Consider the following 15,306-nt stretch of genomic DNA (forward strand, 5'->3'; position numbering starts at 1 on the left):
AATACTAACAATATTAGTAAATACAAAACTAATTTTAAAAAAATGAGCAACATCGCAACAAATCTTAAATATCTTCGGAAGAAAAAGGGGCATACACAACAGCAATTTGCTGATTTGATGGAAATTAAGCGATCTTTAGTCGGGGCCTACGAGGAAGATAGGGCGGAACCAAAATATGAATTACTAAAAAAATTCGCATCCCATTATGAATTAACAATGGACGAATTGGTAAATGAAAAAATTGATGACAAGTGGAAGCCCAGTCCTAAAGGTGATTCTTCTAGCGTCAGAATTTTAAGTATTACAGTAAATGACGAAGATAGAGAAAATATAGAGCTGGTTCCTGTAAAAGCGAGTGCGGGTTATCTTAACGGTTATGCAGATCCTGACTATATAAGTGAATTACCAAAGTTTAGATTGCCAATTTTTAAACAGGGGACCTATCGCGCATTTGAATTAAAAGGGGACTCAATGCTTCCATTGCAACCTGGAACTATTATAGTGAGTGAGTATGTGGAAAATTGGTTCGATATAAAACCTGCTCAAACTTATATTGTCATTTCTAAAACAGAAGGAATTGTTTATAAGCGAATTGCCCACAAATTTAAAGAAGATAAAGGACTAAAATTATTATCAGATAATAAAACATACGATTCTTATTGGATCAATACAACCGATATTTTAGAAATTTGGAAAGCAAAAGCATTCATAAGTACTGATTTTCCAGAACCAACACCAGAGCCAACACTAGAGACATTAACCAGTATGATGGCTCAAATGCAAAAAGCTATTAGTGGCATAAAAAGCGACGACAAAATAAATTAAGTTTCTTCTATACAAATCATTATCATGCACCATATTACAGTAGTTGGTTCAGGAACCATGGGAAACGGTATAGCACATACTTTCGCACAAAGTGGTTATCGTGTATCTCTTGTTGATGTCAGCAAAGAAGCACTGAAAAGGGCTCTGTCGTCTATTGAAACCAATTTAGATAGACAAATAATAAAACAAACGCTTACTGAAGATGCCAAAACAACTACGCTAAACAATATTAAAATTTTTACTGATCTTCAAGCAGCCACTGTAAATGCTGAACTTGTAATAGAGGCTGCAACAGAAAATTTTGACACCAAGATTAAATTGTTCAAGGATTTGGATCATTTGTGTTTACCGGAAACCATCTTAGCTACGAATACATCGTCTATTTCTATCACAAAATTAGCATCCGTTACCTCCCGTCCGGAAAGAGTAATTGGCATGCATTTCATGAATCCTGTTCCTATCATGAAGTTGGTCGAAGTAATAAAGGGATTCACTACTAACAATGAAGTAACATCAATTATCACACAAACTGCTAAAGAATTAGGCAAACAACCTGTTGTAGTAAATGATTATCCTGGTTTTATTGCCAATAGAATTCTTATGCCAATGATTAATGAGGCTATTTATAGCCTTTATGAAGGAGTAGCAGGGGTAGTAGAAATTGATACAATAATGAAATTGGGGATGGCTCATCCCATGGGGCCTTTACAACTGGCAGATTTTATTGGACTAGATGTGTGTTTAGCGATATTAAATGTTTTGCATCAAGGTTTTGGAAATCCCAAATATGCTCCTTGCCCTTTATTGATCAATATGGTTGCAGCCAAAAACCTTGGGATAAAAACAAAAATTGGATTCTATGATTATAGTAGTGGAACGAAAGATTTAAAAGTTTCAACGCGCTTTCATTCATAATCGTATTATTTGGTGCCAAATCGCTAAGTAATTAACTAAGTATCAAACCGTTCTAATTGCTTTAGCAAAGTAGCAAAATCTTTTGGATAAGGCGCTTCAAAAGAAAGCTCAATACCGTCTAAACGAAGTGTTAATTTCTTGGCATGTAATGCAAAACGTTTCATAATCGGAAGCTCCTCCTTTTCCTTACCTAAGGTATAGCCCCTTTTTATTTGAGATAAATAAACAGGCTTACCTTTGTATAAATCATCTCCTACTATAGAGGCGTGTTGCGTCGCCAGGTGTATTCTAATTTGGTGCATCCTTCCTGTTACAGGCTGGCACTCTACAAGTGTATAATGTTTAAAATAAGTTAATGAATTGAACCAAGTTTCGGCAGTTTTCCCATTTGCCTTATCAATAGTTACATTTTTATTACCTAAATTTAAAATGGGTAAATCTACTTTTAAATTTTCGAAAACATGATTCCCGCCAATAATGGCGTGATATATCTTTTTAACTCTCCTTTTTTCAAACTCTATGGAAACGGCCCGGTATGTTTGTGGGTTCTTAGCAATTAATAGAAGGCCAGATGTTTCTTTATCTATACGATGGCAAATTTGAGCATCTTCATGATATTGCTTCGCCATCCTTAGAACATTCACTCCTTCTCCCCCCCTTTCATCTAAAGAAGGAATAAAAGGCGGCTTATTCACCACTATCAGGTCATCACTTTCAAACAGTATAAGATCTTTAAACTTTGGAAATTTAAAATTAGTAGATTTCTCCCCCATAGTCTGCAAAGGTAAAAAAATTAGCGGAAGAAGAAATCAATAAGCAATATTAAAGAATTTGAGAATTCAAATTGCTGTTTAACAAACATTGTTTTTAAAAGCTAGCAAATGGCAATGCGATAAAAAAGGACGATCCCATACCTTTTCCATCACTCTCTGCCCAAATTTTACCATTATGCAGTTCCACAAGAGTTTTTACAATAGACAATCCCAAACCATTGCTACCTTCTTTTCCAGTCGGGACCGAGCTTAAACGAGCAAATTTCTTAAATAGCTTTTTCATGTCCTCCTCAGATAACCCTTGCCCTTCATCTCTAACTTCAATCAAGGCTCTACCATCTACTTCCTTGGCAATCAAGCTAATTGTTGTATCAGGATAAGCATATTTAGAAGCGTTACTCAATAAATTTTCAAAGATCTCTCTTATTCGGATTTTATCCCCAGCTACAGGTTTCTGAACAGCATTAACAAAAATTATTTTTTGCTTTTTTTGATGTACTATAATTTCAAAATCAGCTAACAGTTCTTTAAATAGTGAATCTAACACACAAGGCTCTATTCTAAGTCGCATTTCACCATCCTCAATTTGTGAAAGATTAAGAAGATCATTTAAACTTGAAAGAATAAAATCAGATGATTTTACTATGCGTTCTGTCATCGTCTGCATACTTTTCTGCTCCTTACATTCTCTTTGAATCAATTGAGCATACAATTTAATAGAGGTAAGCGGGTTTTTGAGATCGTGCACGGTTGCATTCATTAAATCCGTTTGTACCCTTACTGCGTTACGTGTAGCCAATCGAAACTTCAATTCATCCATAACGATTGAGCCGAGACTACTTAACATCTCAAGTTGTTTATTAGAAGGATATTTTGGTGATGGGTCTGCAACGCATAATGCTCCAATTTTATAGCCGTCAGGTGTCAGAAGAGGTGCAGCAGCAAAGAAATTAACACCAAACGATTTTTTTAAATGTTTAGGATCTTCAATGATGCCAGAAGCTTCCTCTATGTGATTGAATACAACAACATTGTCCTGTAAAATTGTCCATGAACATAGACTATCCTCTCTATTTGTGTATCTTTCAAATTGTCCGGTTGTATCTGATTTTAGAAAAACTTTATTTTCATCTACAAAAGAAATAAATGCACTGGAAGCTTCAAAAAGCTCCATGGCCAATTTAGCTATTTTGTCAAATGCTACTTCTGGTGGAGTATTCAAAATATCATACTTATACAATTTCCTCAAACGATCATTTTCGTTTAGCGGAATTATATTAAGCTGCTTATGATATATCCCCATAGTGAATAATTATGCCGTAAAACTATAACTAAATTCGAAACATTCTCCCGAAGACGGCCCAATTCTACTTAAGATGATCTTTTTTTGACAATATGCAATATACAAAAAGGAAGCAGAAAATTTATGTTGAATTTATTAAAAAATAATACCTGTTGAATGCGTTATTTTTTGATCACCTATTGTGATAGTCTTTTTTTCAGGATCGAAATTAAGGCTTTAATAATGATCAGAATGTGCCTAAACAAAAAAGGAACCTTAAGGTTCCTTTTTTGTTTAGGCATCAAATTTATACCCTACTCCCTTTACTGTCGAGACATAGTCGTCTCCAATCTTCTCCCTTAATTTACGTATGTGGACATCGATTGTCCTATTCGTAACAACCACGGAGTCTTCCCAAATACTTTTTAAAATTGTTTCTCGTGTATAAACCTTTCCTGGCTTCGAAGCCAATAGATATAACAGCTCAAATTCCTTCTTGGCTAAAACAATCTTCTTATCATTTTTATAAACAAGAAACGTTTCTCTATCAATGACTAAATCCGCAATTTCAACTTTATTCTCCAACGTTTCATCGCCCTTACTGTTTCTTCTTAAAATAGCATTAATTCTGCTAATTAATGCTCGCGGTTTTATTGGTTTAGCAATATAATCGTCGGCCCCAACATTAAAACCTGCTATTTCAGAATACTCCTCACTTCTTGCAGTCAAAAATACCATAAATGTGTTTTTAAACTCCGGCATAGCTCTCATAATCCTACATGCTTCTATACCATCCATTTTTGGCATCATAATATCCAGAATAATTAAATCTGGATTTATTTTTCGAGCTGTAGAAACAGCTTCCTGTCCATTAGAAGCCGTAAACACAGAATATCCTTCACGTTTCAAGTTATACTCTATGAGTTCTAATATATCCGGTTCATCATCAACAACTAATATCTTGTATTTTGCACTACTCATAATCAATAATTTTAGGCTAAATTATGTACTTAATTGCAAATAAAAGTTAAGCTATTATTAATAAATTGTTAATGATTGCAATTTAGTTGATAACAATTTAAAGTTATAAGTTTTTTTCCAAAAAATCCGCTAATTTATTCCCGCGGAGGTTCTTTGCGACAATAACCCCTTCGGGGCTAAGCAAGAATGATGCGGGAATACTTGAAACCTTGTATAATTCCGCTGCTTTACTATTCCAAGCCTGTAAATCAGAAACGTGGGTCCAAGTCAAATGATCATCCTTTATTGCTTTCAACCACGCTGCTTGATTATTATCTAACGATACACCAAGTACTGCAAAATTTTTGTCTTTATACTCATTATACTGCTTTACAATATTTGGATTTTCCTCTCTACACGGGACACACCATGATGCCCAAAAGTCTAACAATATGTACTTACCGCGGAAATCTGAAAGCTTTACTGTCTTTCCTTTGGTATCTAACAATTCAAAGTCCGGTGCTTTCTGTCCAATACTCAAAGGTTTAAGTTCGGCCATGTGCGTAACAAAATCTCTTACTGCTTCGTTTTTTGGAAACTTATTTTTAATTGCATCCGCATATTCCATCATCTCCCGCTCGTATTCCACTGGATCCAGCGACCCTATTGCATAAAAGCCCGCTAAATTACCTGTATTTTTACGTGCAAAAACCAACACATCTTTTGAGAATGCATCCAGGTTTGCTTTGTACTTTATAAATAACTCATCGCGTATTTCCTTTTCTCTACCAGGTTCTTTACTTAATCTCATTTGAAATTCACCTTCGATTTCTTTCGAAATATTTGAATAGTGATTATTTATTTCACTAAACTCCTTTATCTTACTCGATATTTCAGATCCTTCAAGCTCATATTTTCCAGTTGGATCCTTAAGATTCGCTTTGAATGTAACTTCCTCCCCATTCATTAAAACGAAGAAATAGTTATTATCGCCCACTTTTAGATTATAAAATTGTGGTGATGGTGCTGTTCTCCTAAATCTGAATTTATTATCTTCATTCAGAAAGGCTGAATCCACTATTTGTCCACCTTCATAAAGAAAAACCTTTTTAATGCTTTCATTATTAGCAAGCGTACCATTCAACACAAACTGATCCTTATTGCTGCATGCAGAAATCACCACAAGGCATAAAGCGACTATTAATTTCTTCATTTAATTGTTTTTTACATTATTCTTCCTATTGTAAGACATAGGTATTAATAATAGGTTTAAAAGCAAACACTAGGAGATCATGTCCCTCACTTTTTGCAATGCTATTGTTAAACCAGCTAAATCTTTTCCGCCAGCTGTAGCAAAAAATGGCTGTCCACCACCACCTCCTTTTATTTCCTTTGCTATTTCTCGTATTGTTTTGCTAGCATCAAAGCCACGTTCATCTATTAAATTTTCAGAAATCATCACAGCCAAATGCGGTTTATCATCGATATTTGCGGCCAGAACCAAAAATAAATCCTTAGGTATTAGGTTCTTTACGGTAAATGCTAAATTTTTAACAGCATCCGCATTAGGCAAATCGACCTCTTCCGCAATTAAATTCACGCCATTCAGTAAAATCACGTTATCTATTAAAGCTGTTTTTAAGAACTGTATCTTCTCTTGTACAGATTTTTCTACTTCTTTTTTAAGCTTGCTATTCTCCTGAATTAATGAAGTCAGGGCTGCTATTAAATCTTTTGGGTTTTTAAGTATCTCCTTTAATTTGTTTAATTGCTCGTTCTGCTTTCTTACATATGCTTCAGCCTGTACGCCCGTAATAGCTTCTATTCTTCTAACACCGGCAGCTACGGCACTTTCACTAATAATTTTAAAGAACCCTAAACACCCGGTACTCTTTACATGGGTTCCCCCACATAATTCTTTGGAAAAACTATCATCAAATGTAATGATCCGCACATGGTCGCCATATTTCTCTCCGAATAATGCCATTACTCCCGTAGCAAGTGCATCATTGTAAGGAATATCACGTTGTTCTTTTAACGCTATGTTTTCTCTGATTTTAGCATTCACTATTTGTTCAATAAGTATGATTTCTTCTTCAGAGACCTTAGAAAAATGAGAAAAATCAAATCTTAAAAGCTCATCATTCACCAATGATCCCTTTTGATTTACATGATCACCAAGCACTTGTTTTAAAGCAGCGTGTAAAAGGTGAGTAGCGGAGTGGTTACTTTCAATATTTGCACGTCTACTTCTATTCACCTTCGCTACAAAAGTATCTTCTATATTAGAAGGAAGTTTACTCGAAAAATGTACTATTAAGCCATTTTCTTTTTTTGTATCAGTAATATCTATTGTTTCATTAGATCCTTTATTCACTAAAACGCCGGTATCGCCTACCTGCCCACCTCCCTCAGCATAGAAAGGTGTTTGCGAAAACACCAATTGGTATTGATCTTTACCTTTACTTGAAATTTTACGGTATTTCAAAATTTTAGTTTCACTTTGGAGCTCATCATACCCTGTAAAGGTCACTTCTTCTTCATTCAAAACCGTCCAATCACCTGTATCAATAACAGTAGCTGCTCTTGAACGTTCTTTTTGTTTATTTAATGCCCCATCAAACCCAAGCATATCTACATTCCATCCCTTTTCACGTGCCATTAAACTGGTTAAATCAATGGGAAATCCATAAGTATCATATAGTTCAAAAGCAAAATCGCCGTCGACGAAGTCTTTATCCGTAGTATAGCTTTCAAAACGCTGTATACCCGTCACCAAGGTTCTTAAAAAGGATAATTCTTCTTCTAAAACTACTTTCTGCACAAAATCCTGTTGGGCATATAACTCATCAAAAACACCTTCAAACTGTTTAGCGAGCACGGGTACTAGCTTGTTTAAAAAAGGTTCTTTAAAGCCTAAAAATGTATAAGCATACCGAACAGCTCTACGGAGTATTCTTCGGATAACATATCCAGCCTTGTTATTTGATGGCAACTGACCGTCTGCAATAGCGAAAGATATAGCTCGTATATGATCAGCCATCACGCGCATAGCGATATCCTGTTGTTCATTATCGCCATAAGCCACCCGAGCCTCCTCAGCTATCACTCGGATGAGTGGTTGAAAAACATCTGTATCGTAATTAGAAGTTTTTTTTTGTAATACACGTACCAAACGTTCAAAGCCCATCCCAGTATCTACATGTTTAGCTGGTAGGGATTGCAGTGAACCATCTTTAAGTCGGTTAAACTGCATGAACACATTATTCCATATTTCAATCACCTGCGGATGATCAGCATTAACTAGGGTACTTCCATCGATCGTTCTGCGCTCTTCTTCACTTCTACAGTCAATATGTATCTCAGAACATGGTCCACAGGGCCCTGTCTCTCCCATTTCCCAAAAATTGTCTTTTTTATTACCTTTTAAAATCCTCGATGGATCAACGTACTCTTTCCAAAAATTATATGCTTCTGTATCTTCTGGTAAGCCTTCGTTAGTATCTCCTTCAAAAACAGTAACATATAGTTTATCCTTACTTATCCCATAAACGGTGGTTAATAGTTCCCAACTCCAAGCAATGGCTTCTTTTTTAAAATAGTCACCAAAACTCCAGTTTCCTAACATCTCAAACATCGTATGGTGATAAGTATCAATACCTACTTCCTCTAGATCGTTGTGCTTACCAGATACCCTCAAACAACGCTGTGTATCCACTATTCTCGGATATTTAATAGGAGCCTCTCCCAAAAAAAGCTCTTTAAACTGATTCATACCTGCGTTAGTGAACATAAGGGTTGGGTCATTTTTCACTACAATTGGTGCAGAGGGAACTATCTCATGTCCTTTACTTTTAAAAAAGTCTAAAAATGCTTGTCGTATTTCGCTGCTAGTCATTAAATGGGTATTATTTTAAATGCACAAAGTTAAGGTATTTCAGTTATGATAGGTAACGCAATCGATGCTAAATAAAAAGCTGCCCAGAATTGTTACCAGACAGCCTTTTTATTAACAAATACCTATTAAACTTATTGTTTACTCAATTCTGAGAAGTACTTATGGAACAAAGGAATTGTTTCGATTCCTTTGTAGTAGTTAGCTATATCATACTTTTCGTTAGGCGAATGCAGGTTATCACTGTCTAATCCAAATCCCATTAAAACAGTTTTTAACCCTAATTCCTTTTCAAATAGCGCTACTATAGGAATACTACCACCGCCTCTACAAGGGATTGGGGCTTTACCAAAGGATTCTTCAATTGCCTTTTCAGCAGCCTTGTAAGCTACGCTATCAGTTGGCGTAACTGCGGGCTCTCCGCCATGATGTGGTGTTACCTTTACCTTTACAGATTTAGGAGCGATACTTTCAAAATGTTTTTGAAATAACGACGTAATAGTTGCCGATTGTTGATTTGGCACTAACCGCATAGATATTTTCGCAGATGCCTTTGAAGGAAGAACAGTTTTTGCCCCTTCGCCAATATAACCACCCCAAATCCCATTTACTTCCAAGGTAGGTCTAATGCCGGTGCGTTCTATAGTTGTGTATCCTTTTTCACCCCAAAGCTCATCTATTCCCAAATCGCTTTTGTATTCCGCTTCATCAAATGGCGCCTTATTTAGAGCCTCTCTTTCTTCCTTGCTCAATTCCAATACATCGTCATAAAAACCTGGGATGGTAATATGATTATTTTCATCGTGAAGAGAGGTAATCATCTTAGCTAAGATAGTAGCAGGGTTTGCCACTGCGCCACCATACACTCCCGAATGTAGATCACGGTTCGGACCAGTTATTTCAACCTCTAAATAGGAAAGTCCACGTAGGCCTGTTTCTAAAGAAGGATGCTCTAAACTGATCATGGCAGTATCAGATATTAAAACGACGTCAGCAGCTAGCTTTTCTTTATTCGCCTTCACAAACAGACCTAAATTTTCAGATCCAACTTCTTCTTCTCCTTCTATCATAAATTTAATGTTGCAAGGCGACCCTCCTGTATTTTGCATGACCTCAAATGCTTTTACATGCATGTACATTTGCCCCTTATCATCACAGGCACCACGCGCAAATATTTTACCGTCACGTACTGTTGGCTCGAAGGGTGGTGTGTGCCATAATTCCAGTGGTTCGGGTGGCTGCACATCATAGTGTCCATAAACTAAAACGGTAGGTTGCGACGGATCAATAATCTTTTCGCCATATACAATTGGGTTCCCGGCAGTTGGACAGACTTCGACCTTATCGGCACCTGCTGAGGTTAATTTCTCAGCGATATAATCTGCCGTTTTCAATACATCTTCTTTGTATTTTGAATCAGCGCTGACGGAAGGAAAACGAAGCAATTCAAACAATTCATCTAAAAAACGTTGTTTGTTGGCTTCAACATAATCTTTAATGTGTGACATAATTATTCTGTTTGTTGCAAACCTACATAAAATCACTTAAAATTCCAGCGTCCCGTAACCCATAGATAAACATTCGTAAAAGCTCGTCTTTCTTTTCATTATTCTTTTATTTACTATACTTTTATACCATCGCTTTCCTAACTTTACCAAAAAAGTCGCAAATACCAAATCTTAAACGCTGTTTATCATAAATCGCTCTATTTACTATAATAATGAATCGCTTTTTACATGTTTACTTGGATGCCTATCGTGGTCTATCACGTCCTGCGTGGATGCTTGCATTAATAATGTTTATTAACCGAAGTGGCGCAATGGTTCTTCCTTTTTTGGGAGTATATATGACTAATCAACTTAAATTTTCTATGCAAGATGCAGGCATTATATTAAGCTGTTTTGGTATAGGGGCTGTTGGTGGCTCTTGGTTTGGTGGATGGCTAACCGACCGCTTTGGCCATTTTAAAATTCAGGCCGGTAGTTTATTTTTCACTGCACCCCTATTTTTTATATTACCGCAACTAAGATCTCTCGAATCGCTAGCTTTTGGTATTTTCTTATTAAGCCTTGTTTCAGAGTCTTTTAGACCAGCAAACTCTGTATCTATAGCCTATTATGCTAAGCCTGAAAATATAACGAAAGCTTTTTCCCTTAATAGAATGGCTATCAATTTAGGGTTCTCAATAGGCCCTGCCTTGGGCGGTTTTCTTGCTTCGGTATCATACAATCTCCTATTTTACGGAAATGGTATTACCTGTATTCTTGCTGGAATATTATTTTTCACTTACTTTAAAAACAAAAAAGGCCATCGACAAAAAAAGGACGAAATTACGCTGCAGTCATTCCCTAAACGGTCTCCATACAAAGATAAACCGTACCTCGCGTTCAGTTTCTTATGCACACTTTATGCTATCTGTTTTTTTCAGTTACTAAACACGCTGCCTCTATTTTATCGTTCAGTTTATAAATTGAGTGAATCGCAAATAGGAACTATTTTAGCATTCAGTGGCGCTGTGGTATTCTCCTTGGAAATGCTGGTTGTGCATATCGCCGAAAAAAAAATGACAACCAGCCAAGTAATTGTTTTTGGTACGCTTTTATGTGGTATTTCTTATATGTTTTTAAATTTCCAAGGTGGTATCTGGCTATTATATCTTTCCATTTTCATTCTTTGTATTTCAGAAATTATGGCTATCCCTTTTATGGCAACGGTTACCGTTACTAGAAGCGGTAGACACAACCAAGGAGCCTATATGGGTTTAAATGCTTTAGCTTTTTCAACTGCACACATTATATCTCCCTATATAGGGACACATATAGCCGCTAATTATGGTTTTTCAATTTTATGGTGGGGTACTGGCGTCACAACTATTATTACAGCAATAGGATTTGTCTTGATCATAAAACATATAAAGCTATCTAATACTAATAGATAGCTTTAAATAGACGGAATGAGAAATCAAGAAGATTTTATCGATTCCTATACAACAACATCTCCTTTAATACCTTCAATAAATGATGGGATCTGCTGAAGATAATCGGATTGACTCAATAATCTAACAAAAGCGCTGCCCACAATAGCAGCATCGGCATATTGTAACGCATGTTCAAAGCTTGCATGATCAGCTATCCCAAAACCAACCACTAAGGGATTTTTTAGATTTAGCCCCTTAGTTCGTTTAAAATAAGCAGTAGTTTCCTCGGAAACTGTCAAATTTTTACCCGTGGTGGCGTAAGATGACACCATATAAATAAATCCGGTACTTAAATCATCAATTTTTCTTATCCGTTCAACTGCAGTTTGAGGGGTAATTAAGAAGATATTACTGATGCCATATTTTTTAAATGTTTCCTGATATAGTTCTTCATATTCATACATGGGCATATCAGGTACGATAATTCCATCCACACCGACTTCTGCACATGATTGACAAAAATGTTCAACACCGTATTGTAACATGGGATTCACATATCCCATTAATAAAACAGGAATTTTTATATGCTTGCGGAGTTCCTTTAACTGAGAAAATAAATACGCTAGAGACATTCCATTTTTTAATGCCTCTTCTGAACTATATTGAATAATAGGCCCATCTGCCACGGGATCAGAATAAGGAAATCCTATTTCAAGAAAATCCACACCTGAATCTTCTAGTATTTTAGCTAATTGTAGTGTATCATCTAAATGCGGATAACCGGCTGTAAAATAAATAGAAAGTAGTTTTCTATTATTCCTATTTTCAAAAAGTTGCTTAATTCTATTCATTTCAAATATCTTTTCCCCTAAGGAGGATTATCATCCTATTACTAAAAATTAAAATATTTCATATAGTTATCTAAGTCCTTATCTCCACGGCCTGATAAGCAAACGACCACCACATCCTCACGTGCAAATGACATTTTCTCCAACTGAGCTAAAGCGTGCGCACTTTCTATCGCAGGAATTATTCCTTCTAAACGGGTAAGTAGTAGCCCTGCCTGCATCGCTTCTTCATCCGTAATACTTACATATTTGGTTCTTCCGATTTTATGAAGAAATGCATGTTGCGGACCGATGCCGGGGTAGTCTAATCCTGCTGAAATTGAATAAGGCTCTATCACTTGTCCGTCATCCGTTTGCATTAAAATAGTACGGCTTCCATGTAATACCCCTTCCTTTCCTAACACAGAAGTAGCTGCTGAATGTCCACTATCTACTCCCTTTCCCGCAGCCTCTGCAGCTATTAATTGTACGTTTTCGTCTTCTAGAAAATGGTAAAACATTCCTATAGCATTACTACCTCCCCCCACACAAGCCAAAGCGTAATCAGGCGTTTCTTTTCCAGTTTTTTCCAAGAGCTGTTTACGCGTTTCGGCAGAAATGACCGACTGAAATCTTGCCACCATATCTGGGTAAGGATGTGGTCCGACTACCGAACCAATAATATAATGGGTATCGACGGGGTTATTAATCCAATCACGCATTGCTTCGTTCGTTGCGTCTTTCAACGTTTTACTTCCAGACCTGGCTGGCCGAACCTCAGCACCCATCATTTTCATTCGAGCAACATTTGGTGCTTGTCGTTCGATGTCAATTTCCCCCATATATACTACACATTCCATCCCCATCAATGCACAAACGGTAGCTGTAGCAACGCCATGTTGTCCTGCGCCCGTTTCTGCAATAATTCTCCTCTTTCCCAAACGCTTAGCTAATAATATCTGGCCGATCGTGTTATTGATCTTGTGCGCGCCGGTATGGTTCAAATCTTCTCTTTTTAAAAAAATATTCGCACCATATTTATCAGAAAGACGCTTGGCTAAATAGAGTGGTGAAGGTCTTCCTACATAGTCTTTAAGTAGTTGTTCAAATTCCTTTTTAAAACTATTTTCGTTAATTATTTCTAAATAGCGGAGTCTTAATTCTTCAATATTAGGGTACATCATTTCCGGTATGTATGCTCCGCCAAAATCCCCGTAATATCCTTTTTCGTTAACCTGATAGTTATTCATCTGCAGATTTATATTTTAACACTTATTTTTTAAGTATTGATTTTAATAATTGTACATCTTTAAACCCTGCACTTGATTCAAATTTTGAATTCACATCAATAGCATGCAAACGTACGTCTGTTAACCCCCTCGCCTTCTCAATATTTTCGGCACTTAGACCTCCACTTAAAAAAAAGGGTACATTTAATACATATTTACTTAATAACGACCAATCAAAACTTTCTCCGCTGCCCCCATAGTCTTCACTTTTTGTATCGAAAAGATAATAGTCAACCAAATTTTCATAAGCGATTAATTGCTCCCAATCAAATTTTTGAGAGATACCAAAGGCTTTTATAACTTCTACACCTAATTTTTTCACTCTTTCTACAAATGCAGGGTTTTCGTTTCCATGTAATTGTATTAGATTTAAATCATAATCAGTAACTGCTTTTTGAATATTAGCAAATTCCTCATTTACAAAAACGCCAACCTTTTTTATGTTTTTTATCCCTTTAACGAAGTCAGGAGATAAATCATCAACATACCTCTTAGATGATTTATAAAAAATAAATCCCAAATAATCAGGTTTTAACATAGCAACATCTTCTATGTTAGCAGGGTACTTCATTCCGCAAACTTTCAGTTTAAGACTCATCTAATAGATCACTTTTTCTTTCTTAATCAGTCTGTTAAAACTATTTAACGCTCTTTTTGACAACAGTGATGCGTTCGCTTCATCGTAACAATCGGCAAAAGACTTATCTTGACAAATTGTTTGTATTGCAATAGCTGCATTACACAGAACGACATTGTTCTGTGCAGTTGTTCCAGTGCCGTTTAAAACAGCAATAAAAATCCCGGCCGCTTGCTCAATAGTTTCCCCTCCCTGTATTTCATTTGCACCTACCTTATTAAATCCAAGCTTATCCAACGGTATATAACGTTCACCTGAATTGCCGATCACTTTAAAATCACTTGTTAGCGATATTTCATCATAACCATCTAGGGCATGCAATATTGAATATTGTTTAGTTGTTTTTTGATAAAGGTAACCGTAAAGTCGAGCTAATTCTAAGCTAAACACACCTACTGATTGATAAATCGGTTCGGCAGGATTCACTAAAGGTCCCAACATATTGAAAAAAGTTTTCACACCCAATTCACGACGTATAGGTGCTACAGTTTTCATCGCTGGATGAAACAATGGTGCATGCAAAAAACATATATTTGCTTCATTTAGACTTCTAGAAACCTCATCAAGTTCATTTGTAAACTGATAACCCAAATATTCAATAACATTAGAAGACCCGCATCCGGATGAAACACCATAATTACCATGCTTTGCTACATGGTACCCTGCACCCGCAACCACAAAAGATGCCAGTGTGGATATATTAAAAGTATTTTTTCCATCACCACCAGTACCACATAAATCAATTAATTTATAGTCCTTAAAATCGACCTTTAAGCATAAGTCCAACATCGCATCACGAAAACCAGCAAGCTCTTCTACGGTAATACTCCGCATACAATAGGCTGTCATAAAGGCTGCCATCTGGGAGGTATTATATTTTCCAGAAGTTATATTGGTTAATATTTCATAAGCTTCCTCCTTAGTAAAGGTTTTGCTTTCGAATAAGTGGGATAATATTTTTTTCATTGATAATATAGTACCAAAAT

Annotated in this window: 13 protein-coding genes; 3 read left to right on the forward strand and 10 right to left on the reverse strand. The window is 36.2% G+C overall.

The features are described 5' to 3' along the window. The first annotated feature begins 42 nt into the window (after positions 1-42). Both BMY50_RS28785 and BMY50_RS11160 read left to right on the forward strand, forming a co-directional pair. The gene (locus tag BMY50_RS28785; RefSeq protein WP_093324083.1) at positions 43-825 is read left to right on the forward strand and encodes an XRE family transcriptional regulator; all 783 of its coding nucleotides are present in this window, start codon (positions 43-45) and stop codon (positions 823-825) included. A gap of 24 nt (positions 826-849) precedes the next feature. Next, positions 850-1,740 carry a 3-hydroxyacyl-CoA dehydrogenase NAD-binding domain-containing protein gene (locus BMY50_RS11160; RefSeq protein WP_202907820.1) on the forward strand — a complete coding sequence of 297 codons (891 nt, stop codon included), beginning with the start codon at positions 850-852 and terminating at the stop codon, positions 1,738-1,740. A 35-nt stretch (positions 1,741-1,775) separates the two neighbouring features. On the opposite strand, the gene BMY50_RS11165 is transcribed toward BMY50_RS11160, so the two are convergent. The 6 genes from BMY50_RS11165 to BMY50_RS11190 all read right to left on the reverse strand — a co-directional run bounded on the left by BMY50_RS11165 (position 1,776) and on the right by BMY50_RS11190 (position 10,158). After that, a complete protein-coding gene (locus BMY50_RS11165) occupies positions 1,776-2,513 on the reverse strand; it encodes an RluA family pseudouridine synthase (RefSeq protein ID WP_093324089.1) in 738 nt (245 codons plus the stop codon). Positions 2,514-2,607: 94 nt separating this feature from the next. Then, positions 2,608-3,816 (reverse strand): GAF domain-containing sensor histidine kinase, encoded by a 1,209-nt coding sequence (locus BMY50_RS11170; RefSeq protein ID WP_093324092.1) that lies wholly within the window; start codon positions 3,814-3,816, stop codon positions 2,608-2,610. Between the two features lie 273 nt (positions 3,817-4,089). Then, entirely contained in the window at positions 4,090-4,776 is a 687-nt protein-coding gene (locus BMY50_RS11175) for a response regulator transcription factor (protein ID WP_093324095.1), read from the reverse strand. A gap of 103 nt (positions 4,777-4,879) precedes the next feature. Next, complete coding sequence (locus tag BMY50_RS11180; RefSeq protein ID WP_093324098.1) at positions 4,880-5,968, reverse strand: TlpA disulfide reductase family protein; 1,089 nt, start codon at positions 5,966-5,968, stop codon at positions 4,880-4,882. Positions 5,969-6,037: 69 nt separating this feature from the next. Beyond that, positions 6,038-8,653 carry an alanine--tRNA ligase gene (gene alaS / locus BMY50_RS11185; RefSeq protein WP_093324101.1) on the reverse strand — a complete coding sequence of 872 codons (2,616 nt, stop codon included), beginning with the start codon at positions 8,651-8,653 and terminating at the stop codon, positions 6,038-6,040. A 131-nt stretch (positions 8,654-8,784) separates the two neighbouring features. Next, complete coding sequence (locus BMY50_RS11190) at positions 8,785-10,158, reverse strand: dipeptidase (protein ID WP_093324104.1); 1,374 nt, start codon at positions 10,156-10,158, stop codon at positions 8,785-8,787. A gap of 212 nt (positions 10,159-10,370) precedes the next feature. On the opposite strand from BMY50_RS11190, the gene BMY50_RS11195 reads away from it, so the two are divergent. After that, entirely contained in the window at positions 10,371-11,588 is a 1,218-nt protein-coding gene (locus BMY50_RS11195; protein ID WP_093324108.1) for an MFS transporter, read from the forward strand. A 44-nt stretch (positions 11,589-11,632) separates the two neighbouring features. Here the strand turns inward: BMY50_RS11195 and trpA are convergent, their stop codons facing one another. Genes trpA through trpD form a run of 4 tightly spaced genes read right to left on the reverse strand, consistent with a single transcriptional unit; the run spans position 11,633 to position 15,286 of the window. Further along, entirely contained in the window at positions 11,633-12,418 is a 786-nt protein-coding gene (gene trpA, locus BMY50_RS11200) for a tryptophan synthase subunit alpha (RefSeq protein ID WP_093324112.1), read from the reverse strand. Positions 12,419-12,459: 41 nt separating this feature from the next. Next, positions 12,460-13,644: a tryptophan synthase subunit beta gene (gene trpB / locus BMY50_RS11205; protein WP_093324115.1), complete on the reverse strand. Its 1,185-nt coding sequence runs from the start codon at positions 13,642-13,644 to the stop codon at positions 12,460-12,462. A gap of 22 nt (positions 13,645-13,666) precedes the next feature. Beyond that, positions 13,667-14,281, reverse strand: a complete 615-nt coding sequence (locus BMY50_RS11210) for a phosphoribosylanthranilate isomerase (protein ID WP_093324119.1) — start codon at positions 14,279-14,281, stop codon at positions 13,667-13,669. After that, the gene (gene trpD, locus BMY50_RS11215; RefSeq protein ID WP_093324122.1) at positions 14,282-15,286 is read right to left on the reverse strand and encodes an anthranilate phosphoribosyltransferase; all 1,005 of its coding nucleotides are present in this window, start codon (positions 15,284-15,286) and stop codon (positions 14,282-14,284) included. Positions 15,287-15,306: the final 20 nt, after the last annotated feature.

Origin of the sequence: Olivibacter domesticus (genome assembly GCF_900109575.1) — a bacterium.
Classification (GTDB): Bacteria; Bacteroidota; Bacteroidia; order Sphingobacteriales; family Sphingobacteriaceae; genus Olivibacter; species Olivibacter domesticus.

What these genes read in the sequence shown, in the direction of transcription:
- BMY50_RS28785 (WP_093324083.1), top strand. Translation starts at nt 43, where the DNA reads ATGAGCAACATCGCAACAAATCTTAAATATCTTCGGAAGAAAAAGGGG.
- BMY50_RS11160 (WP_202907820.1), top strand. Translation starts at nt 850, where the DNA reads ATGCACCATATTACAGTAGTTGGTTCAGGAACCATGGGAAACGGTATA.
- BMY50_RS11165 (WP_093324089.1), bottom strand. Translation starts at nt 2,513, where the DNA reads ATGGGGGAGAAATCTACTAATTTTAAATTTCCAAAGTTTAAAGATCTT.
- BMY50_RS11170 (WP_093324092.1), bottom strand. Translation starts at nt 3,816, where the DNA reads ATGGGGATATATCATAAGCAGCTTAATATAATTCCGCTAAACGAAAAT.
- BMY50_RS11175 (WP_093324095.1), bottom strand. Translation starts at nt 4,776, where the DNA reads ATGAGTAGTGCAAAATACAAGATATTAGTTGTTGATGATGAACCGGAT.
- BMY50_RS11180 (WP_093324098.1), bottom strand. Translation starts at nt 5,968, where the DNA reads ATGAAGAAATTAATAGTCGCTTTATGCCTTGTGGTGATTTCTGCATGC.
- alaS (WP_093324101.1), bottom strand. Translation starts at nt 8,653, where the DNA reads ATGACTAGCAGCGAAATACGACAAGCATTTTTAGACTTTTTTAAAAGT.
- BMY50_RS11190 (WP_093324104.1), bottom strand. Translation starts at nt 10,158, where the DNA reads ATGTCACACATTAAAGATTATGTTGAAGCCAACAAACAACGTTTTTTA.
- BMY50_RS11195 (WP_093324108.1), top strand. Translation starts at nt 10,371, where the DNA reads ATGAATCGCTTTTTACATGTTTACTTGGATGCCTATCGTGGTCTATCA.
- trpA (WP_093324112.1), bottom strand. Translation starts at nt 12,418, where the DNA reads ATGAATAGAATTAAGCAACTTTTTGAAAATAGGAATAATAGAAAACTA.
- trpB (WP_093324115.1), bottom strand. Translation starts at nt 13,644, where the DNA reads ATGAATAACTATCAGGTTAACGAAAAAGGATATTACGGGGATTTTGGC.
- BMY50_RS11210 (WP_093324119.1), bottom strand. Translation starts at nt 14,281, where the DNA reads ATGAGTCTTAAACTGAAAGTTTGCGGAATGAAGTACCCTGCTAACATA.
- trpD (WP_093324122.1), bottom strand. Translation starts at nt 15,286, where the DNA reads ATGAAAAAAATATTATCCCACTTATTCGAAAGCAAAACCTTTACTAAG.